Below are 24,975 nucleotides of genomic sequence, written 5' to 3'. Positions count from 1 at the left end.
TTTTAAATATAACAACTTTTTATATTTTCTGGGTTTGTCTTTATATCAAAAACCTTATTTATTTCAATAATATTATCAGCAAAATCTTTTGCTGTTTTTATTTCGTCTTGTAATTTTTTATTTGTAATAATATCATTTTTAAAATTTTTCAGTATTTCAATAAGATTATTTAAGTTTTGAAATTTATTTCTTTCTTTAGCAATAGCGTATTTTTGTTTTTCACAGATTTTAATACCGGTATCTATTCAATCTTGTAATTTTTTTATTTTTCATTTTTGATTTGAAGTTATTAATGGTGGATTTTGATAATTGTTAATTGCATGATACATGCTTGTGTTAAAAACCATTATTCTTAATCCATTATTACTTAATTCTTGGTGAAAATATTTATTTAAGTTACCTTTATTATTTAAAAGATAATTAATAGCATTATGTGTTCCGCGATCTCAATTTCTTATAATTTTTTGAAAAAAAACTCAACTTTGTATTATTGGATTTATAGGTCTTTGACTTTGAAGAATAAAATATTTAACACTTCTGAAACGAATACTTTCTGATGTAGCTAGAATTACTCCTATTAATGAGCATTTAATTTGATTTTCATTTAAGTTAGAATTTGTTAACAATAAAAAATCATTATGTATTGTTTGTCAAGAATAATTATTATGTGCTTGGAGTCCATTACTTGCTACATAACTTCCTACAAAAGGTAAAGATTGGCAAATAATATTTTTTATATTAGGATTTATTAATGTGCTATCTTCAAAATAATAATAAGTTATTTCAAAAGTAAATCCTTGTAGGTATAAACTTTTTGAATAAAAAAATAATTTTAACGTTTTTTGTTCAATATTTACAGTAATTGAAAAGTAATCATATTGTGCTTTTTGATTTATATAATAAAACTCTGAGTTAGCATTTGAACCATATGTATTTGGCATTTTTAATAAAATAGTTTCTATATATAGTTCTTTAATAATATGATTTAATTTTTTAAAAAATATTATAGAATTATCATTTAAAACTTCTAAAATTGTTATTGTATGAAAAATACTTGAGTTGATTATTTCTTCTTCATCAAATTTTTCTTTTTCTTTTCAATCTTTTTTTTCAAAATTTGATTTTTTTGGCATATTCAATTTTCCTTTCAAAATAAAAACCCATTTACTTTCATAAAAAGTAAATGGATTAAAAACTAATATTTAGTTATATACAGTATAGAAAATAAAAAAAATTTGTCAACGTTAGAATCTCTTATATTATTTCAAAATAAGTCAAATTTCAAAAAAGTAATAATAAAAACTTTAATAGTGTTAAAAGCATTTTTTATGTTTTTTAGATAATCATTTATTATTATTATTATTTATAGTTTATTTTAAAAATTAAAATAAATGAATTTTTTTGAAAGGAAAAAAAATGAAAGAAGAACATTTAAAAGAGATAAATGAAAAAATATTAAATATAAAAAAATTATATAAACGTAATAATGAAATTTTAAATGAAATCATATTTAATAAAAATAACTATTGTGACGAAGATATAGATATGATAAAAGATTCAATTTTAGAAAAAAATTATAATTTTCAAGAAATAAAAATTCAACTTTTAGATCATCAAAACTTTTTATTAAGTAAAAATATAAATAATGAATTCTTATTTAATAATCTTGAGTTAGAATTATCAATAAATAAATTCTGATATAAATTTTCTATTAAACTTTATAAAAAAGAAAAAGAAGTAGTTAAATATTGAAAAGAACAGTATTTTGAATGTTATAAAAAACAATTTTTTATAAAAGACATATTCCGTAATTATTTTTTTGAAAAATCAAGTAATAATTTTATAATTTATTTTATTAATGAATTAATAAGGTGTTGATAAATATGGCTTTTGAAAATTTAAAAAAATTAAAAAATGATAAATTTTATAGATATTTTGGTATAAAACATTTTCATTTTAATGAAATGTTAGAAAAATTAATTGAAATAGAAAAATTAGAAAAAACTAAAGGTCGAAAAAATAAACTTTCAGTTGAAGAAAGATTGATGATGACACTTGAATATTGAAAAGAATATTATACTTTTTTTCAAATGAGTATTAAATATAAAATGAGTCCTTCAAGCTGTTTTCGAAATATTACTTGAGTTGAAAATAAACTTAGTAATGATAGAGATTATCAATTTTTAAAAGAAAAATATAAATCAAAAAATGATAAAAAACAAGAAAATTTAAATGAATTTCAATTTTATTTAATTGATTCAACTGAGATTGAAATTGAAAGACCAACTAAAAAAAACTACAGTTAGAATATTTTTCTGGTAAAAGTTGAATGTATTCTATAAAATTTCAAATTGTATATGATTTTTTTAATAAAAATATTGTTGATATTTTTGCTGATAATGGCAAAGTGCATGATTTTCAAATATTAAAAAATTCAAATCTTGTATTTTCTAAAAATACAATAATTATTGGTGATTTAGGATATCAAGGTATACAAAATATTTATGAAAATACAATAATACCAATTAAAAAAAGTAAAAATAAAAAATTAACTAAACAAGAAAGAAAATATAATAAGATTGTATCTAAAATTAGAATCAAAGTTGAACATGTTTTTGCTTGATTAAAAAGATTCAAAATTTTAGTAAATAAATGTAGAAAAAGTAAATTTAGACTTATGTACTTAAGATTTAACTTACTTTGTAAAATTTTTAATAAAATAAAACCATTAAAATAAAAAAAATCAAAAATATATTTTTTAAAATTGAAATTATTATCAAGTTAATATAAAAATATTATTAACATTTTTTTATTTTCGAAATAGAAACTTATTTTTAAACTATTTTTTCGGAAAATATTAACTTTTATAATTAATAACACTAAAAAATTTATAAAAAGTATTATTGACAATTGATTAAATTTAATTATGGAATATGTCTAAAGAAAAACTTAGAAAATGATAATAAAATATCAAATTTTGTTATTAATAAAATTAATAAAGATGTACAAAATATTTCCGTTTCGACTCCTTCATTAAAAGTACATACATTAAAAATGTAAAATATATAACACGCTATTTTTTAATAAAATTATTTAAAAATCTAGAATTTAATTTTTTTTAAATTATGATATAATTACTTTAAAATAATTATTAATTTTTTACAATATTTAAATGAGGTATATATATGAAAAAACCATTATCATTTATGGGTGCATTATTATTATCAAGTGCAGTCACTGCTAGTACAACGGCATGTAATAATCTAACTATATTCAAAAAAGATTTAAAAAAAGATTTAACACAAACAGATTTAAAAATTGTACCAGAGGAACATCGAGGAACAATACCTACAGATTATGAATTAAAATCACAACTATTTATTTTAAATCATGAACTTCATACTGATAATATTAAAATTATTAATAAAACAACTAATTATGCTATTGTTGTTGGTGATGGTATTTTTTATAATCAAGATAAAATTAAAATTACTTATCAAATCCAAACTATTGATATTAGAACAATAATTGTTGATGGAGCATCCATTGGTAATTTTAGTACTAATGGTCAAAAACCTACTGTGGAAGCCGTTTACAGTCGTATTCAAGAAAAATATTCTAATTTAGAAATGGATCGCCTTAAAATTGATGTTATTTCTAATAAAGAAGCAACTATTACAGGTATTACGGGTGCTGATGTTATTCCTCTTTATACTGGTAAGGTAACAGTTACATTTAGTACTAATGATAGTGTTGATTTAAGTACTATTATTAATAAAAAAGATTTAATGGTTAAGACTAATGGTCATGATATACCATCAAATAATGATGTAATGAGAGCATTACGTGATACTTACCAAGAAAAGTTAGATACTTCTTTTATTGCAATAGAAATTACTGCTACTAATAGTGCCACTATTACTAGTACAAATCAAAAAAAATATACCGGTAAAGTAATACTAAATTTAAATCTTGATATTAGAATTGCTCTTAAAGACGTTATTAATAAGGGATTAGATAAAATTGCTATTATAGGAAAAGTAATAACTTTAGAAGATGTTAGTAGTGCATTGAAAAAACAATATTCAAGGTTAAATATGAATGCTATTCAAGTAACGTTGCAAAATAATAGTGTTACTATTAAATCTATTAATCAATATGTATACACTGGTGCTGATGTAGTAATTAATAATTTACTTATTGATTTAAATAGTGTTTTAAATAATAAATTACCAACTTTGAATATTCCTGGACAAAATACACCAAGTAAAGAGCAATTAATTTTAGCACTTAAAACCGCTAACTATAATCTTGATGTAAGCAAAATTATAGTTGATAAAATTACTGATAATAGTGCAGTTATTAATGGTGATGGTAAATTTTATAGCAATGATAGTATTGTTGTTACTTATGATTGTGATAAAACAGAGCTTTTAAGTGATGTTTTTAAAAATTTAAATTTAGGAACAATTAAAACTAATGGATTATCAAAACCAAATATTGAAGAAATTAAAACTGCGATTAGCAAAAGTAATCCAAATGTAAAGCTAGATGCAATTAAATTTAGTGAAGATGATATTACTAATCAACAAGTAACTATTAGTGGTGATGAAACTATTTATAAAGGAAAGATAGTTGCTGATTTTACTGTTGATAGTAGTAGTATTAATAATGATCAACTAAATTATAATTATAATGAAACTAATAGTGTTGGTTCGTTAAAAAGTACTTGAACCAGCTCTGATATTCCTCTATTATCTAATTGAACAAATTATGCACCAGATTGAGATAGTTTTTCTAATAAGTTTAGTAAATTAAGTTTTGGTGATAATTCGTATTTTAGTCTTTATTGTAATACTTATACTGATCAAAAATTAAAAGGTTCGCAATTAAGTATTAGTACTAATGATATTAGTAATGATAGAAACAAAAATATATTTGAGCTTAGTTACTATTATGATGGTTGATTTTGAGGAGCCTTTCTTGAATTACATGGTTATATTCATATTTGACATGATGAAGAAAATGTTTATGTAAGCATTAATTGAAGCGTTGATACAGTTAAATGTTTCCGTGATCGAGTATGGAATATTAACTTGCAAGGTGTAACCTTTAGTTAGAATTTAACAGATTATATTTATTTAGTTTTACTGTTAATCATATAATTTTGAAATATTAATTTTATTAAAAAGATAAATGAGAGATAATACTCTCATTTTTAATATTTTTTTATATAAATTAAGTAAATAACTAAAAAAGGATATACAAAGTAAGTTAAAAAATTAAAATTAAAAATTGTTAATTTATAATTATTATAAACTTAATATAGTTTTTATTTTAAAATAAATGAGTTTAGATTGAAAGGAAAAAAAGATGAATAGAGAGCAAGAAATAAATATATTAAATGTAGAAATAAATTTAATTGAACAAAAAATGGCTATTATTAAAAGTAATTTAGAAACTTGTATCAAAAATATAAGTGATAATCAAAGACAAGTATCTAATTTTTTAGAAGAACTTAAAAGAGAAGATTCAGAACATAAAAAATTATTATCTTCACCATGTTTAGAAAAAAGTGGAAATTGTCAAGAAAATAGAGCAATGAGAGAAAGAATTACATTTCATTGAAGACATATTAAATATATTGAAGGAAAAATTATTAACTTAGAATTTTTAAATAAAAATCAAGAACAAGAAAAAAATAATTTAAAATCCGAAATGAATTTATTAAGGATAGAAAAAGATAAAAAAATTAGAATTTTAGAACAACAAAAAAATAATTTCAATAACATTAAGAGTATTGTTAATCATGAAAAAAAGTATAATGATAGTAATAAACCCAATACAAGTTATAGTAAATTAACATAATAAATTAACATAATTGAAGTAATTATATAAGATTTATATTTAATTTATTTACAAAAAAGTTATCATTTCTGATAACTTTTTGTATGTTTATTTATATTATTGAAGAATTTTATTTAAGTAAGGCTATTGAAAGTTGATTTTTAAAATTTTGAAAGTAATGAAAATCGAATTTAATTTATTCTGTAGGAGCTAGTCCACAATCAATTCTATGGATACTTACATTACCAAAATGAATTTCTAAAAAAACTTTTGAGTTTGGAAAATTTCCTGTTACTGGTGTTCAATTATTAATATCACTAAAAAATTGTGTAGAAATTTTTGTATTTAGTAATTTAACTAATTCATCAAATTGCTTTTGTTTATCATCACTTTTAAATTTTAATTTAAAACTAGTAATTGGATTACCTTGTCTAAAACCTTCTTCTGTTGTTAATTTTAAAGTACTTTTATTAAATATAATATTAGTAATAATTATATTATTAATACCCAATTGATTATTTTTGCTTGTATTGATAGTATAAGATGTAATAAGTTTATCAATTTTGTCATCTTTGTTTACAATATCAATTTGACAAGTACCGTCACTAACTTGAAAGTCATTTTCATTATTTTCTGTAATTTTACTTGGATTACTATTTCTAACTTTTGCAATTAAATTACTAATTTCATTAACATCATAGTTTGAATAATCCTGATTTTCATTACCAGATGTATATCCTAATTCTTGTAAAAATGCAGCAGCATGCTCATTTCTTGCTTTATATTTTTTTGAAGTAGAACCTGTAATTAATAATTTATTTTTAAAGAGATTATCGGGTATAATTGATGAATCATCGGCAATAATTAAATATTTTTCTTTATTACTATCATAACTCAATTTTTGTTGGATTAAACTTATTGAGTTATCTGAATTATATCATCCTAATAATTTTGCATATCTAGAATTTAAATCAGGCACTTTTATTGAATCATACTCACAAGCAATAAGTGAACTTGTGCTAATAGAAGTTAAAGTAATTGCACTCATCATTTTTAATGTTATTTTTATACTTCTCATATTTGTACCCCCATAAATAGTATTCTAGTATAAATTATATATTAATTTTATAAATTGAGTTTTATGAGTAAAAGTAGTTTAGTAAATGACACTGATAATATATCATATATATTATTGAACAAAAGCATAAGCAATAAAGTAACCAATGAACATTAGATCAAGAATATAAGTAATAATATGAATATCTTTATATTTTTTATTAATTATTGATACCAAAGTATAAATTAAATAACCAATTGCAATACCATTAGTAATTGAATAAGTAATTATCATAATAATAATTGTAAAGAAAGCCGCAATACTAATTTCAGATTTTTTTCATTCGATGTTTATTAATTGTTTTATCATTAAACTACCAACAAAAATTAAAGCTGCTCCAGAAACACAAGGAGTAATTAGTTTAAATATTGGATATAAAATAATAGCAATTAAAAACATTGTTCCAGTAATTATTGCTGAAAATCCGGTTCTAGCACCTTGTGCAACACCAGTTGAAGATTCAATATAAGTAGTAATTGGTGAACAACCAATTAAACTACCTGATAATGTACCAAATGAATCAGCCATTAATGCTTTTTTATTTAATTCATAATTACTATTAATTTATTCATTAATTTGATGAGTAATTGAATATAAACAACCTGTTGCATCAAAGAAAGAAACAAATAAAAAGACAAAAATAGCAATATATAGCTAACGAAAGTAATGTTTACTCATATCTTGAAAAACAAAATCAATCGCGTTTTTAATATTTGGTCAATAATTTGGTAATATTTTTCTTATATTATGTTTTATAGCAAATCAAAAATGTTCAATTGGATTTAAATTAGGAGAATATGGTGGAAGAAATAATAGTTTGCATCCAACATTTTCAATTAATTGTTTTGTTGCTTTAGATTTATGAAACGTCGCATTATCTAAAACTATAATTTGTCCACACTTTAATACTGGAATTAGTATATTTTTAACATATGATTCAAAAATTTTACTATTGCAATGTCCTTCAAATGCTCATAGAGCTTTTAATTTACCTTTATTTAGTGCACCAATTATACTCATTCTCTTTATTTTATATGCAGGTTTATTATCAAATAATCTTTTACCTTTTTCAGACCAACCATATTTATAAAATTCATTATCATCAATTCCAGATTCATCAATATATACCAAATCTTCATTCATTATTTTCGCTATTTCTTTTAAAAAATCTTCTTGTTTATTTTTATCTCTTTGTTCATATAGAAAAGTTTTTTTTATATGTATAATTTAGTTTTTTGAAATAGTTATAAACTGTTTCTTTTGTCATATCACCAAATTTTTCAATTACTTTTTGAACTGTAACATCTTTATTTTCTGCTAAATAATTTTTTAATTCATCTAAATCCTTTATTTTGTGGCTATGTCCTTTTTGATAATTCAAAATTGGTTTTATATTTCCGGTTTTTTGCTTTCTTTTTCTTCATAAAAATAAAGTCTTTCTAGTGATATTGAACACTTTACAAATTTCTTTAATTTTCATGTTTTTACTTTCATAAACTTCTATTACTTTTCTTCGTAAGTCCTCACTGTATGGTTTTGGCATAATTTAATCTTCCTAATCTATTTTAATTATTGCTGAATTATACTTGTAAGTGCAAGAATTGTTTAAATTACATATTATTATTTTACATTATTTATGAGTAAACATTACTTTCGTTAGCTATATTACATTTAGTATATTTTTAGGATTAATTCCTAGCATTATAGTTTTAGGAATTGTTGCAATTAAACCAGTATCTATCTTAATTGGTATTGTTGTGGGTTATATTGGTATTCCATGAAATAATATTAAAAGTAAAATAACAAATTGAGTTTTTAAGAGAAAAGAAAATAAATTTATTAAAAAGAATGATTTAAAAGTTGAAAGAAAAAGATATGAAAAACAAAAATTAGAAAGAAAATTTCAAAATTTAAATAATCAAGTAAAAGAATTAAAACAAACATTAGAATTTCAAAAGACATATTCCGTAATTATTTTTTTGAAAAATCAAGTAATAATTTTATAATTTATTTTATTAATGAATTAATAAGGTGTTGATAAATATGGCTTTTGAAAATTTAAAAAAATTAAAAAATGATAAATTTTATAGATATTTTGGTATAAAACATTTTCATTTTAATGAAATGTTAGAAAAATTAATTGAAATAGAAAAATTAGAAAAAACTAAAGGTCGAAAAAATAAACTTTCAGTTGAAGAAAGATTGATGATGACACTTGAATATTGAAAAGAATATTATACTTTTTTTCAAATGAGTATTAAATATAAAATGAGTCCTTCAAGCTGTTTTCGAAATATTACTTGAGTTGAAAATAAACTTAGTAATGATAGAGATTATCAATTTTTAAAAGAAAAATATAAATCAAAAAATGATAAAAAACAAGAAAATTTAAATGAATTTCAATTTTATTTAATTGATTCAACTGAGATTGAAATTGAAAGACCAACTAAAAAAAACTACAGTTAGAATATTTTTCTGGTAAAAGTTGAATGTATTCTATAAAATTTCAAATTGTATATGATTTTTTTAATAAAAATATTGTTGATATTTTTGCTGATAATGGCAAAGTGCATGATTTTCAAATATTAAAAAATTCAAATCTTGTATTTTCTAAAAATACAATAATTATTGGTGATTTAGGATATCAAGGTATACAAAATATTTATGAAAATACAATAATACCAATTAAAAAAAGTAAAAATAAAAAATTAACTAAACAAGAAAGAAAATATAATAAGATTGTATCTAAAATTAGAATCAAAGTTGAACATGTTTTTGCTTGATTAAAAAGATTCAAAATTTTAGTAAATAAATGTAGAAAAAGTAAATTTAGACTTATGTACTTAAGATTTAACTTACTTTGTAAAATTTTTAATAAAATAAAACCATTAAAATAAAAAAAATCAAAAATATATTTTTTAAAATTGAAATTATTATCAAGTTAATATAAAAATATTATTAACATTTTTTTATTTTCGAAATAGAAACTTATTTTTAAACTATTTTTTCGGAAAATATTAACTTTTATAATTAATAACACTAAAAAATTTATAAAAAGTATTATTGACAATTGATTAAATTTAATTATGGAATATGTCTAAAGTAAATTATTAGAAATTAATAATGAAAATTTAAGAAATAATGAACAAAATAAAACTATAAGAACATTTATTTTATAAGGAGTGAATTAATTTTATGAAAAAAGATAAATGAAAAAATATGTCAAGACAAAAGTTGCATAAGAAAAAAGCAAAAAGAAATTTTGACCAAAGATTAAGTGAAAATATGAATTATGATGATTTTTTATTAGGGGGTAAAAAATAATGGTTAAGTGAATAGTTGTAATAATTGCTGTGCTTGGTACTTCTTGGGCTTTTAAAGGTACTATTAAAAAGTTAGTTTGAAAATTTAAACATAGAAAACACAATATAGTTGACCCAGATTGTTGATATTGTAAAGAACAAAAGCGTAAAGAAAGAGCAAGAAAAGAGTTAGAGGAGGGAGGTGATTAGTATGCCAAAAGGATTAAGTGCTTTAATAGAAATGATTGGAGGTATTGGCCAAAAATTATTAGAATCTTTTAGTTATGTTTTTAACTGAGTATTTGCTGGTGATTCAATAATGACAAATTGACCGGTTTTAATTCCAATATTTATGATGGTTTTAGTATTTATTAAAGAATTTATTGGACATATTATTCGTGGATTTAGATAGAAAAAATTAGAATTGTTTTTAGGAGGTAATAGTTATGATTAAATTATTTTTTGCAATAATTTTTGTTTTTCCTTTATTAGGTAAACTTTTACCTTCTTTAAATAATATTGTGCAAAATATTTTGCAAAGTTATATTACTGATTTTTCTGGTTTACATAATTTGTCTTTGGTTATTAAAAGTTTTATTTTTGGTGATAGTTCACAACAAATAGTTTCTATGCCAGTACCATTGTTAGCAATTATTTTAGTACTTTTTACTTTTTCATTAATTTTAAAATTATTAAAAATAATATAGGAGTACTTTATTATGGGTGTTGCTTTTATTTCAAAAGTTTTAGAACTATTTGGACAAATTTTTATGAAATTTTGAAATTTGCCAATGGCAGATTTAGGTTTTAATTTGGGAACTTTTGTTGTTTTTATTCTTTTAATAAAGTTTGCTATGTCAGTTTTTTTAAATATTGACATTCAGCCAGTTTCTACATCGGGGACTGTAAAGCAAAGTTATAGAAATATTAAAGGCAGTTCAAAATTTGTTGGTAAAAAAATTGCTAAGGTTCATAGTAAACGTATTGATAAATTAAAAGAAAAAAATAAAAAACAAGGTAAGTTTAAAGGTGGTGCTGGTGGTAATAAATTTACTGGAACATCTAGTGGTTGAGGAGTTGGTAATTAATTATGAGTGATTTTGTGAATAGTATATTGCATTTAATTTTTATATTTTCTAGTAATGATATTGGTATATTTTTAAATCAAACTAATATTACTGATGAAGTTTATATTTTGTTTAATTTGACTTTTTGGTTGGTATTAGGTGTATTTTTTAATTTTATTTATCGTAGTATTAAATTTATTTTTAGGTCATTGTTTGGGTAGGTGTTAAGTATGAGTGTTTGAGATATTTACAATAAAATACATCAATGTATAGTTGATTATTGAACTATGTTTATAGGAAGTCCAGTTGACCAATTTACTACTATTTTATGAAATTTAGTAGTTTATGGAACACAGTTTTTTATTGGATTTATTATATTTTATGGTTTATGATGAGTTTTAAGATGTTTGTTTGGTAAATAATTATGTGATTTAAATTTGTTAAATTGTTTTTTGTTGTAAATACTTCTGTTCAAGCACCTACTAGTTTAATTGCTTCAAATGACCCTAATGTCGTTAATTATGATATTACAAAAGAAATGGTTAAACATGTTAAGTATCATAATTTTGATGATTGAGCAACAATACCATGAAATTCTGCTTATTTTGATGTTGACCAACCGGATTTAAAATTAGTAAGTGGTGAATTTATAGGTAATAATGAAGGTTTATATACGTGTTATTATTATAGTGATACAGTTGGTGTTCCGTCACAAATGATAGATATGGGAACTGGCGTTTATACTTTTAATAGAAAACAATTAGATGAATTTTCACGTATTATGTTTAATCATAATTATGTTGCAAAGAATAATACTAATAATTTAAATTTTGTTAATACTGGTAAAAGTATTATAAATTTTCAAACACAGTTAAATTTTGAAATTGATAAACCTTTGAGTTTTTATATTCAAGGTTTTATGTTCTATTTTGAATATGAATATTTTAAAACTTTTACTGCTAATTTTACTTTTAGTTTTTTAGATTATGTTGGTGATACAAAATATGTTTTTAAAGGTAAAGTGGATAATGATATTTATCAACAAGATTTATATAATTTTGTTACTATGCCTATTCGTGTTCCAAATTTAAGACATTTAACAGTATTTTTTGATGTTCATGGTGAATCAACTAGACCAACTTTTTCACCACAGTTGAATTTTGGTCAAATCAATATTTTTTCAAGTGAAAATATAACGCCAGTGCCACCAAATAGTCCTTTTAATCCGGAATATGAAAGACCAAGTTGATATGATATCTTTGGACATTTACGTAATGCTTTTAGATGAGTACTTTATGGTGTTGTTGGTAAGGTTTTACCAGTTGAACCATTAAGACAATTTCTTTTTACAACAGATAGTTTATTACGACATATTTTTTCAGATACGATTAGTACTGCTTTAAATGTTGATATTGTTAGTGGAATAGAAAATATTATACCTTTATGATTATTTGTTAGAGCAATTAGTTTAATTATAGGTTAGGAGTTTATTATGCATTGATATGGTTATGTGTTATTAGTTATAGGTTTGATTATAATTATTTATCCAATTCTTATAACTATTCGTAATGTTAAAATTTTAAAACGAGTTGGTAGTTATATTATTTCAGCACCTCCAAGAACTGGCAAATCTTCCCTTGCTTGTTGTTTAGCACAGACTCATAAGAAACGAGTAGTTAGTCCTTTCCCTATTAAGTTAAAGACTGGTTATTCTTATTTGGTTAATTATAACGATGTTTTTACTTTTAATCAGTTAGCAAGTAATTATGCTTTTGAGGAAGAAGATTTAATAATTTTAGATGAATTAGCATTAAAAATAAATTCTAATGATTTAGGAGTACAGTTTAAAAATCAACAAGAAAGTTTAGGACAATTTTGTAAGTTAATAGGTCATATGTTTAATGGTACAATGTATTTGATTGAACAACACCCTAATAGAATACCAGTACAAGCAAGAGAAAAAGTTGAGTATGTTGTTCAAGTTAAACGTATGCGTTTTTTGGGTTTTATTGTTATATTTAATCTTAATTTATATACTAATATTGAGGATTATAATAAAGTAGTATTTTCACGTCGTAGAACAAAGAAAATGATTAAAAGAGGTATTATGCCTCCAAGTTATAGTGGTGAAGCAATGGCTATGACTTTATTTTTTCCTAGACACTGGTTAAAAAGGTATAATTCACGTGCTTTACATTATGTGCATGAACTTAAAAGTGAATTGTCACCTAAGAAATACCTTAAAGAAGCAAGTAGTATTGATATGACTTATAGTGATATTAAGTCTGCTGGTTTGGATAAATTGGATAATATTTTAAAGAAAAAAGATAAACCTAAAAATAAAGATAAATAAAAATGATTATAGTCCCAGTGAACCTACTGGGACTATAATTTGGGTGAGCCACGTAGTGGCGAGGGACGAAGTCCCTATATACTTGAAGGGTAGAAAAAATATTCAAAGAATAATAAAGGAAGTAAAAAATATGCCATGAGAACCACATGAAAAATGAAGTACAAAAGATAAAGATTCACTTGCAAAAAAAATAGATGAAGTAAATAATAGTTTTGGAAAAGAAAAAGAAAGAGAAAGACGAGAAAAAGTTGCTGATACATTTGAAAGTAATAAAAATAAGAACATAATAAATGATAAACCTTTAGTAAACATAGATAATAATGCTATTACTAAAGTTGCAAAATGTATTATTTTATAAATAATTAAAAACTACTTAATTAATTAAGTAGTTTTTAATTTAGTTTCATGATAAAAGAAAAAAGAAATTTTATATTTTATAAATTAAAGATGATAGTTAAAACTTGTTAATTTGAGTTTTATCTTATGTTATAATCAAATTAGAGGTGGACTATGGAATGCTACTTTACTAACCATAAAACTAATAATATTTTAATATTGGATGAAGAAGATAGTAAACATCTAATTAAAGTATTACGTCATAAAATTAATGATGAAATAGTTATTATTCATCAAGAACAAAAATATTTAACAAAAATTATTGAAATTACATCAGTTATTAAATGCGAAATTATAAAAACAGTGCCAAATAGTAATTCAGAATTAAGATGTAAAATCACATTAGTAATATCTTTATTAAAAGAACAAAAATTTGATTTAGTCATTCAAAAAGCAGTAGAATTGGGAGTTTATCAAATTGTGCCATTGCAGTTAAAACGATGTGTTAGTGTTTTAACAAGAACAAAAGCAGAACAGAAAGTTTTACGTTGACAAAATATTGCAAAAGCTGCTGCCAAACAATCAAATCGCAATTTAATTCCGATTGTTACACCCGTTGTTTTTGATTTAAAACAATTAGAGCGATATCGGTCTCATCTTAATTTGGTTGCATATGAAAATTCATCAGAAACTAGTTGAATTAGTCAAATAAATAATAAATTATCATCAATAACAATTATAGTTGGACCCGAAGGAGGAATTACTAAAGAAGAAATTGCAACTTTAACACAACTTAATTTTAGTAATATTAGTTTAGGAAAATTAATTTTACGTGCTGAAACTGCACCTTTATTTTTAATGTCAATCATTAATTATGAAACAAGTTTAAAAAGTTAGAGGAGTACAAGATGATTAGAATTGGTATTATTGGAACTGGAAAAATTGTTCAAAGATTTATAAAGCAAGCGTTAACTAATAAAAAAGTTAAAATAACTTGTATATATTCAAGAAGTTTAGATAAAGCAGAAACATGAGCAAAAAAATATAATATTGTCCATAGTACTGATGATTTAAATAAAATGATAGAACATATTGATGCTATTTATATTGCTTCACCAAATGGTTTGCATTACAAACAAAGTAAATTATTTTTAAATAATAATATTCATGTTTTGGTAGAAAAAACTATTACTTTTACAGTTGAAGAAGTTAAAAACCTAATTTCTTTAGCAAGAAGTAAAAAAATAATTTTATTAGAAGCTTATGTTACTGTTCATTTACCTATTTTTTCTAAATTAAAAAAATTAGTGCATGAAATAAATCCAGAAGTAGTTAACCTTAATTTTAATCGTATTTCTTCAAGAATGCCATCAGTTGAAAAAGGAATATATGATTCTGTTTTTGATAAAGATTTTGGTAAAGGTTCAACTTATGATAGTTTAGTATATCCATTACAATTAGTATTGTATTTATTAGGTAAAGTAAAAACAGTTAAAGCGATGGCAATTAAATTACCTAATGGTGTTAATTTAAGTAATCATGTTATTTTGAAGCATGAAAATGGAACTATTACTACTATTACTTGTAGTAAAGGAGTAACCTCTTATGCACAAAGTGAATTTATAGGTCATAATAGTAGTCTTGTTTTATCACAAGTTCATCCATTAAGTGGAATTAAGGTTTATACTAAAAACGGAATAAAAGAAATCGCAGATAATACCAATGAAGAAAGTTTAATGACATATGAATTAAATGACTTTGTAAAAATGATTAAAAATAAAGATTATTTAAGTCGAGATTATTGATTAAATCATAGTTTAATGAATCTTGAAGTTATTGAAGCAATTATTAAAAGTGAAAATGAATTAGGAGTTGAAGTTTATGAAAAGTAATATTAATTTAAATGAATATATTGATCATACATTATTAAAACCAGAAGCAACATTATCAATGATTGATACATTATGTAAAGAAGCTAAAACTTATTATTTTAAAGCAGTTTGTATTAATCCATTTTATGTTAATCGTGCTGTTACTTTATTAAAAAATAGTAATGTTAAAGTATGTACAGTGGTTGGTTTTCCATTGGGTGCCAATACTATACAAACTAAAGTAGCAGAAACAATTAATGCGATTAAAGATGGTGCTCAAGAAATTGATGTTGTTATTAATATTGGGGCACTAAAGGATAATGATCAAAAACTTGTATTGCAAGATCTACAAGCAGTTCGTAATGCATGTCCGTCAAATATTATTTTAAAAGTAATAATTGAGTGTAGTTTATTAACAACAGAACAAAAAATTATTGCTTGTCAGTTAGTAACTAAAGTAAAAGCAGATTTTATTAAAACTTCAACTGGTTTTGCTAATGGTGGTGCAACGGTTGCTGATATTAAATTAATGAAAGCAAATATTGGTGCTCATGTTGCAATTAAAGCTTCTGGTGGTATTAAAAATCAAGATGATGCAATGGCGATGATTAATGCTGGTGCTACTAGAATTGGTACTAGTAATGGTGTTGCTATTATTTCAGGACAAGAAGCTAAGGCTGGTTATTAAAATAGATATATTGACAATTATAATAAATAATAAAAGAAATTAAGATATTTAAAAAAATTAATTATATGTAAAAAATCCCTAATTAAAGGGATTTTGCCTAAGAAACCACGTACTTAACATACGCTTAGTAATCAAGTGGTATACGGTTTATCTTAAAGGACTTTATTGTATTTTACTATACTTTTATATATGATTCAAGTATAATAAATTTGATAACTTATGAAATGGTGTAGTATATAATGGTATTTATAATATTAGATGAATCCGGGACTTTATAAATAAATAATAGACATAAATATTTTGTCATAGCAGGGTATATATGTAAAGATATAAGAAAAGTAAAATTTATATATAACAAAGTAAAAAATAATTTAAAAGAAAGTTTAAAAAATAAAATTGGGGAGCGTGTCGAAGATGTCGATAACTAAAAAGTTTTAAAAATAGCTCCTTTCTTTTTTTACCCTTGAATTAAAAATAAATGACAAAAGACGAGAATAAAAATCTTGTCTTTTTTTTGTAATTGTAAAATTTTAAAATTTTTAATAACCGTCTTTAACGCTATTATCAACACGTGTTAGGGAACTAAAAAAGTGAACTACAACACAGTTGTTAAAAATAGTAGCTAGAACATGTGGACTTGCATGGATAAATAAAAAGTGGAGTGATACCTAATAAAATATACTAACCATTAATGGTAATTCTTGGGGTGGGAGCGAATTGGAAACTAGTATATATAGACCTGTTGTAGGGACCTATTGTATTAATTCTATTCTTTATTTAACCAACCTTGCCACTCCCCAGTGAGCAAGTGTTGGTTTTATTTTTTATTTTTTTTGAAAAATTTTTTTGGGCGAGAAAATAAATTTCAAACTTGTAAAAAAAATTGAGCGGTGCCGGTTCAATTAAAATATTAATTTGTTTAACACAAATTAAATAAATATTGAATCGAATGCCTCGATTTCTTTTTAAAATTTCACAATTTATTTTTGAGCCCAGTTTTCATGGAATGAATAAAACTAATAGTAGTATTATTAATAATCTAAAAATCAAAATATATGTTCTTTATGCTAGAAGCAACAGAACATATTAGAAAAGGAATATTAAATGAAAAATTATTTTTGCTGAACATGTAAACAAAAACAATTATATTATTTATTCTTTACTACTAGTGATATTAAAACAAGAAAAAAATTTTTAAGAGACAAAAATGGTAAAGCAATTTGTTATGACTGTATTTTAAAAATAAGTTAAGTAGGAGGTATAAATATGGATAAAACAAACTGTACAATAGATGATTGTAAACTTTTTATTAATCATGATGGTAAATGTAAAACTGAATATGATTTTTGAATTAATAAAGAAAAATTAAGAGAAAAATTTAAAAAAGAAGTAATTAAAGTAGCAATAATTGCAGAAATATTGAAACAAATATCTTCTGCAAATGCTATTGAAAAATTAATTTATTATCTTGATAATGAATTTATTGAATTACTTAAAGATGATATTAGTGATGTAATTAAAATTAATATTAGTAATTGAAAACTTAAATTAATAATGAAATTACAAGAAAAAATTCAAAATGGTGACTTTGAATAATGCAATATGACTTAATTATTGGTATTGATCCCGCTGGTATTGGTAATAATGGAATGGTTATATATTCAAGTGAAACTAATAATATTACTTTTAATGAAACATTCAAAACTAAAACAGTTTTAGAAAGTAAAAATATATATAAAGAATATTTTAAATTAATTAAAAAACAATTTATTAATCAAAAAATATTAGTTATTGTAGAAAATTTCTTTTTAAGCTCAAAACAATTATTAACTAATCCATTAGCAACACCTAAGATTATTGGTGCATTAATGGTATTAGTAGAAGATGTTATGAATTGAGATTATTTAGAAAGTGAACCAAAAAATAAAACTAATAATTTAAAAAATTATAAAGGAAATATAAAATTAACAAAACATGAACAAGATGCTTATAAGCATATTCAATACTATTTAAGGAATTATAAAAATGAAAGATAAAGCAAATTATGTCAAATTAAAAGTAAAACTGAGTAACACTATTGAAGCAAAATATTACGAAAAAGGTAATAAGGAATTATATTATAGTGTTCGTGGTCAATGAAATGGATTAAATTATGTTACTTTAATTTTTAATAACCCAAAATTTTATAGACGATGTATTTTATTAAACAAAAACGATGAAATTATTGTAACTGGTCAAATTTTTAATACTTTAAATATTCCTAAAAATCGTGCATTTTGTTCAATCAATGTTAAATGATTTAAAAAATGAAAAGAGTAAAAAAATGATTAAAAATACACCATTAGAATATATTAATGACAGAATTAAGCAGCATAAAGAAAATATTAATAAATATACAAAAGAAATTGAAAGATTGCAAAATTTTATTAAAACAAATGAAATTAGAATGACTGAATTAGAAATAATAAAAGATATTTTACAAAAAGGAGAAAAAATATAATGAATTTTAATCAAAATCCAAAACAAATGACTGATTTAGTAATAAAAAAAGATATGGAAAAAGTATTAGAAAATTTAAAAATTAAAATAGGAACTCTTGCATTTAAAAATGTTGAAGAAGAAATACATTATATAAATTTAATAATAAATAAAATGTCAGAACATATTTATTCATTAGAACAAGAAATAATTAGAAAAAATCAAATAATAAAAGATAAATTGGAATAAAAAATGATATTGTGAAAAATTTTATTAATAGTACCAATATTAATAACAAGCATAACACTAATAATATTTTTAATATTTATTATTAAAGAATTAAAAAATGAATATAAAGTATTGAAAATATTAAGTGAAATTTCTAATCAAATTGAAAATAAGGAGAATAAATAATGAATAAATGTGAACATGAAGATGTGAGTATTGAATTAGTATTTAGATGTGATAATTGTAAAGCTGTTCAATTTCAAAATCCAAAAAATAATAAGGAGAAATAACTAATGAAAATGTGTACTGATTGTAAAGAAAATTATAATTGACCAAATTGTCAAAATTGTTTTAAAAATAATGATAATAAAAATAAAAAAGAATAATAAATGTGGTTATGGTAGAGTTTTTGCTCATAAATGTAATAACTTATGTAAACAAAAACAAAATAAAAGAGTTAGGAAAGAAAGGTTAAATTATGAATAAAGAAAAACTAATTAATCATATTAATAATTTAATTAAATTAGAACCAGAACGTAGAACTGATGTAACTTTATTTATTTTAAAGGAATTAATTGAAAATGGAGAATTTGACTAATGATAATATTACCTACTTTGTTTGAAAATAAAGATGAAATTGAAATATTATCACCATTTCCAAAAGCAATTCATACAAGTAATGATATTAGAGCAATTATTTTAAGACAATACCCAAATGTTAAATCCAAACACATAATTGTTTCTGACCCCGAAAGTAATGTTGCATTAATAGTTGGTGATAATGATGTTTATCAAGGTTGAATTAAAGTAACAATTAAAAAATTAGAAATTAAAGGAGAATAAATAAATGCAGAAGGAAAAAATTAAAATTAGAATTCATGAATTTGAATTATATGATTATCAAGTAAATACTTTATTAGATATTGTAAGAGAAATGTTAAAAGCAAATAAAGGAGAATAAATTATGTTAGATGAAATTTTAAAAGTAATTTTTGATAGAGCAGATAAAAAAGAATTAATTTATATGATAGAAAGATTAATTCTTTGTACTAATAATCCGTCAGAAACAAAAAAATGATTGATTAGAGAATTTGATAAAAATCATTATGTTTTAGAAAAATTATTACAAATAAAAGGAGAAAAAAATGGAAACAAATAATTATACTTTAACCAAATTAATTAGAACTGGTATAAATCCAATTTGTGCAATGATTGGTACAAGTGCTTATTATGGTCAAGTAATTGCAAATCCAGTTTTAGGTTCAATTAATAGTTTATTATTTGGTAAAAAATTAGGTTTAGATATATGAAATTTAAATCAAAGACCAAATACTAAAACTAAATTAATTAATAGTTCTAAAAAAATTATTTTAGGTTTAGGAACAATTGGTTTAGCAAATTATAGTAAATGAACAGAAAATAATATTACTCCAATTATTCCAACAACACCAACTCCAATAACTACTACAACTACAACTGAGGGTCCACCATGATTATTATTAGATAAACAAGATAATCAGTCATTAATGGATTGAGATACATATATTAGTTTAAATGCTTATGGTATTTCAAATCTTATTAGTGGATTAACTGAGTTAATACCTAATAAATTTGAAGCAATAAGAAAGATATGTAATATGGCTACTGGTGGTTGTTTAATATCAAGTGGTGTTGCTATGGGTATTAATAATGATTTTAATAATGCTTATGCAGTACCTACCATAATTGCTGGTGCAAGTGAAATAATCCATAATTTATTACCAATAGAGACAAATCATAGTAGAGAAATGCAAGAAACAACATTTACAAATGAAGTTTCAAGATTAATAAATGATAATAGATTTACTATTAATAGTGAAACAACTAGTCAATATGGTAGTGATAATCTAAGCGAAGTACCATTAAATACTGATAATGCTTCATTAAATTGAGATTACAATCACATGAGTTTATAAAGGAGGTGAAAAGTATGAATAAAGAAAAATTAATTCAATATTATGATGATAAATTAAAACAACATGAAAAAGATTTAGAAGACATACGACTGAATGAACGTTTAATTGCAAATCTTTTAATGGATGCAAAATGTATGATTGAAAGAATTATTAAAGGTGAATTTGATGAATAATCAAAAATAAAAAAATAAATAGTTGAAAGGAAAATATTGAAATGAAAGAATTTTTACATGAATTAATAATTATTGGAACAAGTGTTGGAATATTAATTTGCAGAGAAATTATTGTTTTATTAAAAAGATTTATCACAACTCCAAAACATGTTAGAGCAAATAATAAAATTATAAAACATCAAAAAAAATTAGCAAAATTAAATGAAAAGATTAATAAAGAAAATAAATAAAAAAGTGGTGATGTAAATGTTAGAAAATGAAAATAATGTTCAACAAACAACTGAACCTTTAACTGAAAATAATGCTTCTTCACAAGAAATAGAAAATAAAGTTAATGAAGCAGAAAATAAGTTAAATAAACTTAATCAAGAAATTAAAGAAAAAGAAATGATTAATATATTTAAAAAATATCAAGTTAAAACGGAATTTTATGAGTTTTTAAAATTTAAAACAAGTAATATAGAAAATTCAAAAATTGAAGAAAGTATTAAAAAAATGATTAAAGAACAACCAGTATTTAAAGAAACAATTAATACAGGTGGCAAACCACAAACAATAATAACAAATCAACAAAATTCAATAAAAAGTACATTATTGGATTATAAAAAAAATAATAATTTATAACAGAAAGGAAATCAAAAAATGGCAATACAATTCAATAAAAATTTAGATAATACCGAAAAATTAGTAGAAGCACCAGAGTTTATAGAATTTTATAAACAATCAAATTCACCATGAGCAAGTTTTTTTCCTATCGAAATGGTTAATTCAACCAAAATTGAATTTATAGTTAAAAAACCAAAAAATTCAGAAATTAAAGTATTAAAATGAAATGATAAAAGTAAAGGATTAGATGTTAGTTATGCTGAAACTATTAAAATTTTAAAAGAAATTAAAGAAGAAGCAGTTGCAGGTGAAATAATTGCTAATGTTGATTTAAATGCTGAAAATGGACAAAATTTATTAAATACAATGCAATATGAAGTTGCTAATGACTTAGCAGATTATTTAGCAAATAATGATACAAATGTAATTGCAAAATATGCAACTAAAGTAGATATTACTGATAAATCACCAGTAGGATACTTAAAATCAATGTTAGATGCTTGAAATACTTTATTTCAATTAAGAAATAGTAATAATTGTCGTTTTTTTATTACTAATAATCTTTATGATAATATTGTTTATTTAGCTAATAATAAAGGTTTAATTACTGATAATCAGATTGCACAACAATTAAGATTAAATGGAAATGATTTATATATTAAAGGTGTACTATGTCAAATTGTAATGGATGATTATATGACATTTACTGATAATAATGAAACTAAAATTATGTCTTTTGTTTTAGCAACACCAAGAGCAATGAAAAGATATATGTTACAAAATACAGTTGTATATGTTCAAGATATTGCTGATGGTAAAGTTGGAAGAAGATATTTAGTTGGTGGAGAAGTAACTGGTGAATCAATACCCTATATAACAGATGAAGAAACAACTTCACGCTGAATGTTATGTGCAATTGTTAATAATGATAAAAATGATTTAAAAACTAAGATTACAAGTTTAACAACTGATATTACTGCAAATGTTAATAACAATAATAGTGAATTAAATACACAAATAAAAAGTACTAATGAACTTAAATCATTAAATCCAAATTTAACAAATCCAACTATTAAATATTTTAGTGATGCACAAGGAAAAACTAATGTAAGTAATCAAAAACAAAAAGCGGGTGACTTATATATAACTATTACTGCAAATGTTAATGATTTAAATTATAAAGGAACAACAAATCCAATTAAAATAACTCTTAAATAAAGGAAATTAATATCATGCCAATTGGTACAACTAGTACAGCAATACTTTTAAACATAAATAAACCAAAACATACTAGAACAAGTAACCAACAAGAAAATAAAAGTTTTTGATGAGAAATTTTAGAAATGATTGGTGTACAAGTTATAGCAGTAGCACTTGCTCCTTTTACTGGTGGATTAAGTGAAAGTGTAGCCCTTGGATTAGGTGCAAGTGATTTAGTTGCTAGTATTAGTGCTGTTGGTGTAGAGTTTTTAACTGATTTTACTATTAATCAAGTTTATGATTATTTAAAAGGAAATGTAACAAAATTAAATACTTTCTTTAATATACTTCCTGCATTTGCTGGACTTAATAAAATTAGTCGTGGTTATCGTACAAGTAAATTTATTAAACTAGCACAAAAAACTAAAACATTAGAACAAGTGGGAATTAAAGAAGCAAAAAATTTACAAGAAATTATTAGTCAAGTAAGTGGAAAAGAAATTTTAACAGATAAAATTATTGGTAATAAACGTTATTTAATGAATTATAGTTTTACTCCTAATCGTGAAACAGTATTACGAGATTTAGGTTATGTTGCTGAAAGACAATATAAAAATAATTTTCAAAAATTAGAAGCACAAGAGTTAAAAGATTACTTATTATTACAAAATACATTAATAAAACTAAGTCCACAATTAACTCCTAAATTTAAAATTAAAGATATTGAAAAAGCAAATAACTTTTTAAAAAAATTTAATACTGATTTAAAAAAAGTATTATCTATGAATCAGCATGATTGATTAAATTTAGTTCATACAATACATACAGAAAATAGATATGGAAAAACTTTAATTTTAGATTTACAAAAAATTCGTGCTAATTCTATTAAATTTAATTTTAAAAATAATATTATTCATCAACTTGTTTTAAAAGCAAATCAAACTTTTAAATATTTTGATATTAGATTTTATTTAAAAAAAGGTTTAAATAAATTTTGAAAAGATACACCATATTTTGAAAAAATAAGAGAAAGTATATATAAATTACAAGAAAAATTTGAAAAGTTAGAAAAACAAGCATTTGAAAAAATTAATAAATTAAAAGAAAAAGCAACTGATTTATTTACTAGTGCAGAAAAAAGAGCAATTAAACATGCACAATTAATTCCATTAAATTCACCAGTATTTATGGGTTGTAAAATTCAACCTTTGTCATTAGATAAATGTGCAATTACTATTTATCATCGCAATCCTAAATATAAACCAATTACAGTTGTTGATAGTATTCTTAAAGCAAAAACTTTTGTTACTCAAATACATCCATTCCATTGATATCGTTGATATAGTGGTTGATACATTGGTTATGGTGTTAATCGTAATAAATGATTAAAAGCAATAGCATTTGCTCCACCAGTTTTACAACAAGTAATTAGAGATAGTTTTAAAGTATATAGAGAAATATTTAGAATAATAAGAACTTATCATAAAGTAGTAAATGTTATTAATAATCCTATTGAAAATATTAACAAATCATTTAAAAATGTTGGTTTAAAATTTAGTGTTAATACTTTATTTGGTACTGGATTATTACATCATTTAGAAAAATTTGCATATAGTCAAGTTGTAACAAAAAGTAAGAAAAAATTAAAAAAAGGTAAAAATAAAATACAAAAAGAAATTGAACATATAACACATAAAAAAACAAAAAAACATACTCATCATTATAAACAAGCATTTTTTAAGGAATGATAAATT

Annotated in this window: 41 protein-coding genes; 36 read left to right on the top strand and 5 right to left on the bottom strand. The window is 22.4% G+C overall.

The window, feature by feature from the left end:
- Positions 1-2 precede the first annotated feature (2 nt).
- The gene (locus AACK96_RS05560; RefSeq protein WP_338973746.1) at positions 3-1,133 is read right to left on the bottom strand and encodes a ribosome-inactivating family protein; all 1,131 of its coding nucleotides are present in this window, start codon (positions 1,131-1,133) and stop codon (positions 3-5) included.
- A 283-nt stretch (positions 1,134-1,416) separates the two neighbouring features.
- Between AACK96_RS05560 and AACK96_RS05555 the strand changes: the two genes are divergently transcribed.
- From AACK96_RS05555 to AACK96_RS05535, 5 genes are all read left to right on the top strand, one after another.
- Positions 1,417-1,881: a hypothetical protein gene (locus AACK96_RS05555; protein WP_338973744.1), complete on the top strand. Its 465-nt coding sequence runs from the start codon at positions 1,417-1,419 to the stop codon at positions 1,879-1,881.
- Between the two features lie 2 nt (positions 1,882-1,883).
- Entirely contained in the window at positions 1,884-2,306 is a 423-nt protein-coding gene (locus AACK96_RS05550) for a transposase family protein (protein ID WP_338973316.1), read from the top strand.
- Positions 2,307-2,329: 23 nt separating this feature from the next.
- Complete coding sequence (locus AACK96_RS05545; protein ID WP_338973314.1) at positions 2,330-2,737, top strand: transposase family protein; 408 nt, start codon at positions 2,330-2,332, stop codon at positions 2,735-2,737.
- A 448-nt stretch (positions 2,738-3,185) separates the two neighbouring features.
- Positions 3,186-5,120 carry a hypothetical protein gene (locus AACK96_RS05540; RefSeq protein WP_338973742.1) on the top strand — a complete coding sequence of 645 codons (1,935 nt, stop codon included), beginning with the start codon at positions 3,186-3,188 and terminating at the stop codon, positions 5,118-5,120.
- Positions 5,121-5,373: 253 nt separating this feature from the next.
- Positions 5,374-5,868, top strand: coding sequence for a hypothetical protein (locus AACK96_RS05535; protein ID WP_338973740.1), 495 nt, complete (start codon positions 5,374-5,376; stop codon positions 5,866-5,868).
- A gap of 175 nt (positions 5,869-6,043) precedes the next feature.
- Here AACK96_RS05535 and AACK96_RS05530 read toward each other — a convergent pair whose 3' ends face one another.
- From AACK96_RS05530 to AACK96_RS05515, 4 genes are all read right to left on the bottom strand, one after another.
- Entirely contained in the window at positions 6,044-6,925 is an 882-nt protein-coding gene (locus AACK96_RS05530; RefSeq protein ID WP_338973738.1) for a hypothetical protein, read from the bottom strand.
- Between the two features lie 111 nt (positions 6,926-7,036).
- A complete protein-coding gene (locus AACK96_RS05525) occupies positions 7,037-7,492 on the bottom strand; it encodes a solute carrier family 23 protein (protein ID WP_338973736.1) in 456 nt (151 codons plus the stop codon).
- A gap of 126 nt (positions 7,493-7,618) precedes the next feature.
- Complete coding sequence (locus AACK96_RS05520; protein ID WP_338975131.1) at positions 7,619-8,119, bottom strand: IS630 family transposase; 501 nt, start codon at positions 8,117-8,119, stop codon at positions 7,619-7,621.
- A gap of 28 nt (positions 8,120-8,147) precedes the next feature.
- Positions 8,148-8,507, bottom strand: a complete 360-nt coding sequence (locus tag AACK96_RS05515) for a helix-turn-helix domain-containing protein (protein ID WP_338973555.1) — start codon at positions 8,505-8,507, stop codon at positions 8,148-8,150.
- A gap of 58 nt (positions 8,508-8,565) precedes the next feature.
- On the opposite strand from AACK96_RS05515, the gene AACK96_RS05510 reads away from it, so the two are divergent.
- From AACK96_RS05510 to AACK96_RS05360, 31 genes are all read left to right on the top strand, one after another.
- Positions 8,566-8,970 (top strand): hypothetical protein, encoded by a 405-nt coding sequence (locus AACK96_RS05510; protein WP_338973734.1) that lies wholly within the window; start codon positions 8,566-8,568, stop codon positions 8,968-8,970.
- 37 nt (positions 8,971-9,007) lie between these two features.
- Positions 9,008-9,430, top strand: a complete 423-nt coding sequence (locus tag AACK96_RS05505; protein WP_338973316.1) for a transposase family protein — start codon at positions 9,008-9,010, stop codon at positions 9,428-9,430.
- 23 nt (positions 9,431-9,453) lie between these two features.
- Positions 9,454-9,861, top strand: coding sequence for a transposase family protein (locus tag AACK96_RS05500; protein ID WP_338973314.1), 408 nt, complete (start codon positions 9,454-9,456; stop codon positions 9,859-9,861).
- Between the two features lie 298 nt (positions 9,862-10,159).
- Positions 10,160-10,288 carry a hypothetical protein gene (locus AACK96_RS05495; RefSeq protein ID WP_281749165.1) on the top strand — a complete coding sequence of 43 codons (129 nt, stop codon included), beginning with the start codon at positions 10,160-10,162 and terminating at the stop codon, positions 10,286-10,288.
- Positions 10,288-10,476 (top strand): hypothetical protein, encoded by a 189-nt coding sequence (locus AACK96_RS05490; protein WP_338973732.1) that lies wholly within the window; start codon positions 10,288-10,290, stop codon positions 10,474-10,476. Before AACK96_RS05495 ends, AACK96_RS05490 begins: the two co-directional genes overlap by 1 nt.
- Position 10,477: 1 nt before the next feature.
- Positions 10,478-10,678, top strand: coding sequence for a hypothetical protein (locus AACK96_RS05485; RefSeq protein WP_338956925.1), 201 nt, complete (start codon positions 10,478-10,480; stop codon positions 10,676-10,678).
- A gap of 34 nt (positions 10,679-10,712) precedes the next feature.
- Complete coding sequence (locus AACK96_RS05480; RefSeq protein WP_338973731.1) at positions 10,713-10,973, top strand: hypothetical protein; 261 nt, start codon at positions 10,713-10,715, stop codon at positions 10,971-10,973.
- 12 nt (positions 10,974-10,985) lie between these two features.
- Positions 10,986-11,354: a hypothetical protein gene (locus AACK96_RS05475; protein ID WP_338956929.1), complete on the top strand. Its 369-nt coding sequence runs from the start codon at positions 10,986-10,988 to the stop codon at positions 11,352-11,354.
- 209 nt (positions 11,355-11,563) lie between these two features.
- Positions 11,564-11,755, top strand: a complete 192-nt coding sequence (locus tag AACK96_RS05470; protein ID WP_338956933.1) for a hypothetical protein — start codon at positions 11,564-11,566, stop codon at positions 11,753-11,755.
- 2 nt (positions 11,756-11,757) lie between these two features.
- Entirely contained in the window at positions 11,758-12,816 is a 1,059-nt protein-coding gene (locus AACK96_RS05465; RefSeq protein WP_338973729.1) for a hypothetical protein, read from the top strand.
- A 9-nt stretch (positions 12,817-12,825) separates the two neighbouring features.
- Positions 12,826-13,686, top strand: a complete 861-nt coding sequence (locus AACK96_RS05460) for a hypothetical protein (protein WP_338973728.1) — start codon at positions 12,826-12,828, stop codon at positions 13,684-13,686.
- Positions 13,687-13,816: 130 nt separating this feature from the next.
- Entirely contained in the window at positions 13,817-14,044 is a 228-nt protein-coding gene (locus tag AACK96_RS05455; RefSeq protein ID WP_338960483.1) for a hypothetical protein, read from the top strand.
- Between the two features lie 152 nt (positions 14,045-14,196).
- Entirely contained in the window at positions 14,197-14,919 is a 723-nt protein-coding gene (locus AACK96_RS05450) for an RsmE family RNA methyltransferase (protein WP_281747884.1), read from the top strand.
- 11 nt (positions 14,920-14,930) lie between these two features.
- The gene (locus AACK96_RS05445) at positions 14,931-15,914 is read left to right on the top strand and encodes a Gfo/Idh/MocA family oxidoreductase (protein WP_338973727.1); all 984 of its coding nucleotides are present in this window, start codon (positions 14,931-14,933) and stop codon (positions 15,912-15,914) included.
- Positions 15,904-16,581, top strand: coding sequence for a deoxyribose-phosphate aldolase (gene deoC, locus AACK96_RS05440; protein WP_338973725.1), 678 nt, complete (start codon positions 15,904-15,906; stop codon positions 16,579-16,581). Before AACK96_RS05445 ends, deoC begins: the two co-directional genes overlap by 11 nt.
- A gap of 1,104 nt (positions 16,582-17,685) precedes the next feature.
- Positions 17,686-17,832, top strand: a complete 147-nt coding sequence (locus tag AACK96_RS05435; RefSeq protein ID WP_338973430.1) for a hypothetical protein — start codon at positions 17,686-17,688, stop codon at positions 17,830-17,832.
- Between the two features lie 15 nt (positions 17,833-17,847).
- Entirely contained in the window at positions 17,848-18,177 is a 330-nt protein-coding gene (locus tag AACK96_RS05430; RefSeq protein WP_338973513.1) for a hypothetical protein, read from the top strand.
- Positions 18,177-18,617, top strand: a complete 441-nt coding sequence (locus tag AACK96_RS05425) for a hypothetical protein (protein WP_338973724.1) — start codon at positions 18,177-18,179, stop codon at positions 18,615-18,617. The genes AACK96_RS05430 and AACK96_RS05425 overlap by 1 nt, the downstream gene beginning before the upstream one ends.
- The gene (locus AACK96_RS05420; protein WP_338973423.1) at positions 18,607-18,900 is read left to right on the top strand and encodes a hypothetical protein; all 294 of its coding nucleotides are present in this window, start codon (positions 18,607-18,609) and stop codon (positions 18,898-18,900) included. Before AACK96_RS05425 ends, AACK96_RS05420 begins: the two co-directional genes overlap by 11 nt.
- A complete protein-coding gene (locus AACK96_RS05415) occupies positions 18,869-19,081 on the top strand; it encodes a hypothetical protein (protein WP_338973522.1) in 213 nt (70 codons plus the stop codon). Before AACK96_RS05420 ends, AACK96_RS05415 begins: the two co-directional genes overlap by 32 nt.
- Positions 19,081-19,308 carry a hypothetical protein gene (locus tag AACK96_RS05410; protein ID WP_338973723.1) on the top strand — a complete coding sequence of 76 codons (228 nt, stop codon included), beginning with the start codon at positions 19,081-19,083 and terminating at the stop codon, positions 19,306-19,308. Before AACK96_RS05415 ends, AACK96_RS05410 begins: the two co-directional genes overlap by 1 nt.
- 3 nt (positions 19,309-19,311) lie before the next feature.
- Positions 19,312-19,473 (top strand): hypothetical protein, encoded by a 162-nt coding sequence (locus AACK96_RS05405; protein ID WP_338973721.1) that lies wholly within the window; start codon positions 19,312-19,314, stop codon positions 19,471-19,473.
- 174 nt (positions 19,474-19,647) lie between these two features.
- Positions 19,648-19,773, top strand: coding sequence for a hypothetical protein (locus AACK96_RS05400; RefSeq protein WP_338973528.1), 126 nt, complete (start codon positions 19,648-19,650; stop codon positions 19,771-19,773).
- Between the two features lie 111 nt (positions 19,774-19,884).
- Positions 19,885-20,130 carry a hypothetical protein gene (locus tag AACK96_RS05395; protein ID WP_338973415.1) on the top strand — a complete coding sequence of 82 codons (246 nt, stop codon included), beginning with the start codon at positions 19,885-19,887 and terminating at the stop codon, positions 20,128-20,130.
- A 121-nt stretch (positions 20,131-20,251) separates the two neighbouring features.
- Positions 20,252-20,446: a hypothetical protein gene (locus tag AACK96_RS05390; RefSeq protein WP_338973412.1), complete on the top strand. Its 195-nt coding sequence runs from the start codon at positions 20,252-20,254 to the stop codon at positions 20,444-20,446.
- Complete coding sequence (locus tag AACK96_RS05385) at positions 20,433-21,242, top strand: hypothetical protein (RefSeq protein ID WP_338973719.1); 810 nt, start codon at positions 20,433-20,435, stop codon at positions 21,240-21,242. Before AACK96_RS05390 ends, AACK96_RS05385 begins: the two co-directional genes overlap by 14 nt.
- 14 nt (positions 21,243-21,256) lie before the next feature.
- On the top strand, positions 21,257-21,415 hold the full coding sequence (locus AACK96_RS05380) for a hypothetical protein (protein WP_281748859.1): 159 nt from the start codon (positions 21,257-21,259) through the stop codon (positions 21,413-21,415).
- Between the two features lie 41 nt (positions 21,416-21,456).
- On the top strand, positions 21,457-21,645 hold the full coding sequence (locus AACK96_RS05375; protein WP_338973407.1) for a hypothetical protein: 189 nt from the start codon (positions 21,457-21,459) through the stop codon (positions 21,643-21,645).
- 16 nt (positions 21,646-21,661) lie between these two features.
- Positions 21,662-22,039: a hypothetical protein gene (locus AACK96_RS05370; RefSeq protein ID WP_338973404.1), complete on the top strand. Its 378-nt coding sequence runs from the start codon at positions 21,662-21,664 to the stop codon at positions 22,037-22,039.
- 18 nt (positions 22,040-22,057) lie between these two features.
- Positions 22,058-23,239 (top strand): hypothetical protein, encoded by a 1,182-nt coding sequence (locus AACK96_RS05365; RefSeq protein WP_338973539.1) that lies wholly within the window; start codon positions 22,058-22,060, stop codon positions 23,237-23,239.
- Positions 23,240-23,253: 14 nt separating this feature from the next.
- Positions 23,254-24,972 carry a hypothetical protein gene (locus tag AACK96_RS05360; RefSeq protein WP_338973717.1) on the top strand — a complete coding sequence of 573 codons (1,719 nt, stop codon included), beginning with the start codon at positions 23,254-23,256 and terminating at the stop codon, positions 24,970-24,972.
- Positions 24,973-24,975: the final 3 nt, after the last annotated feature.

It is taken from the genome of Spiroplasma endosymbiont of Tricholauxania praeusta (genome assembly GCF_964019535.1).
Lineage (GTDB): Bacteria > Bacillota_I > Bacilli_A > Mycoplasmatales > VBWQ01 > Spiroplasma_E > Spiroplasma_E ixodetis_A.
This window is presented reverse-complemented; position numbering and strand designations above follow the sequence as displayed.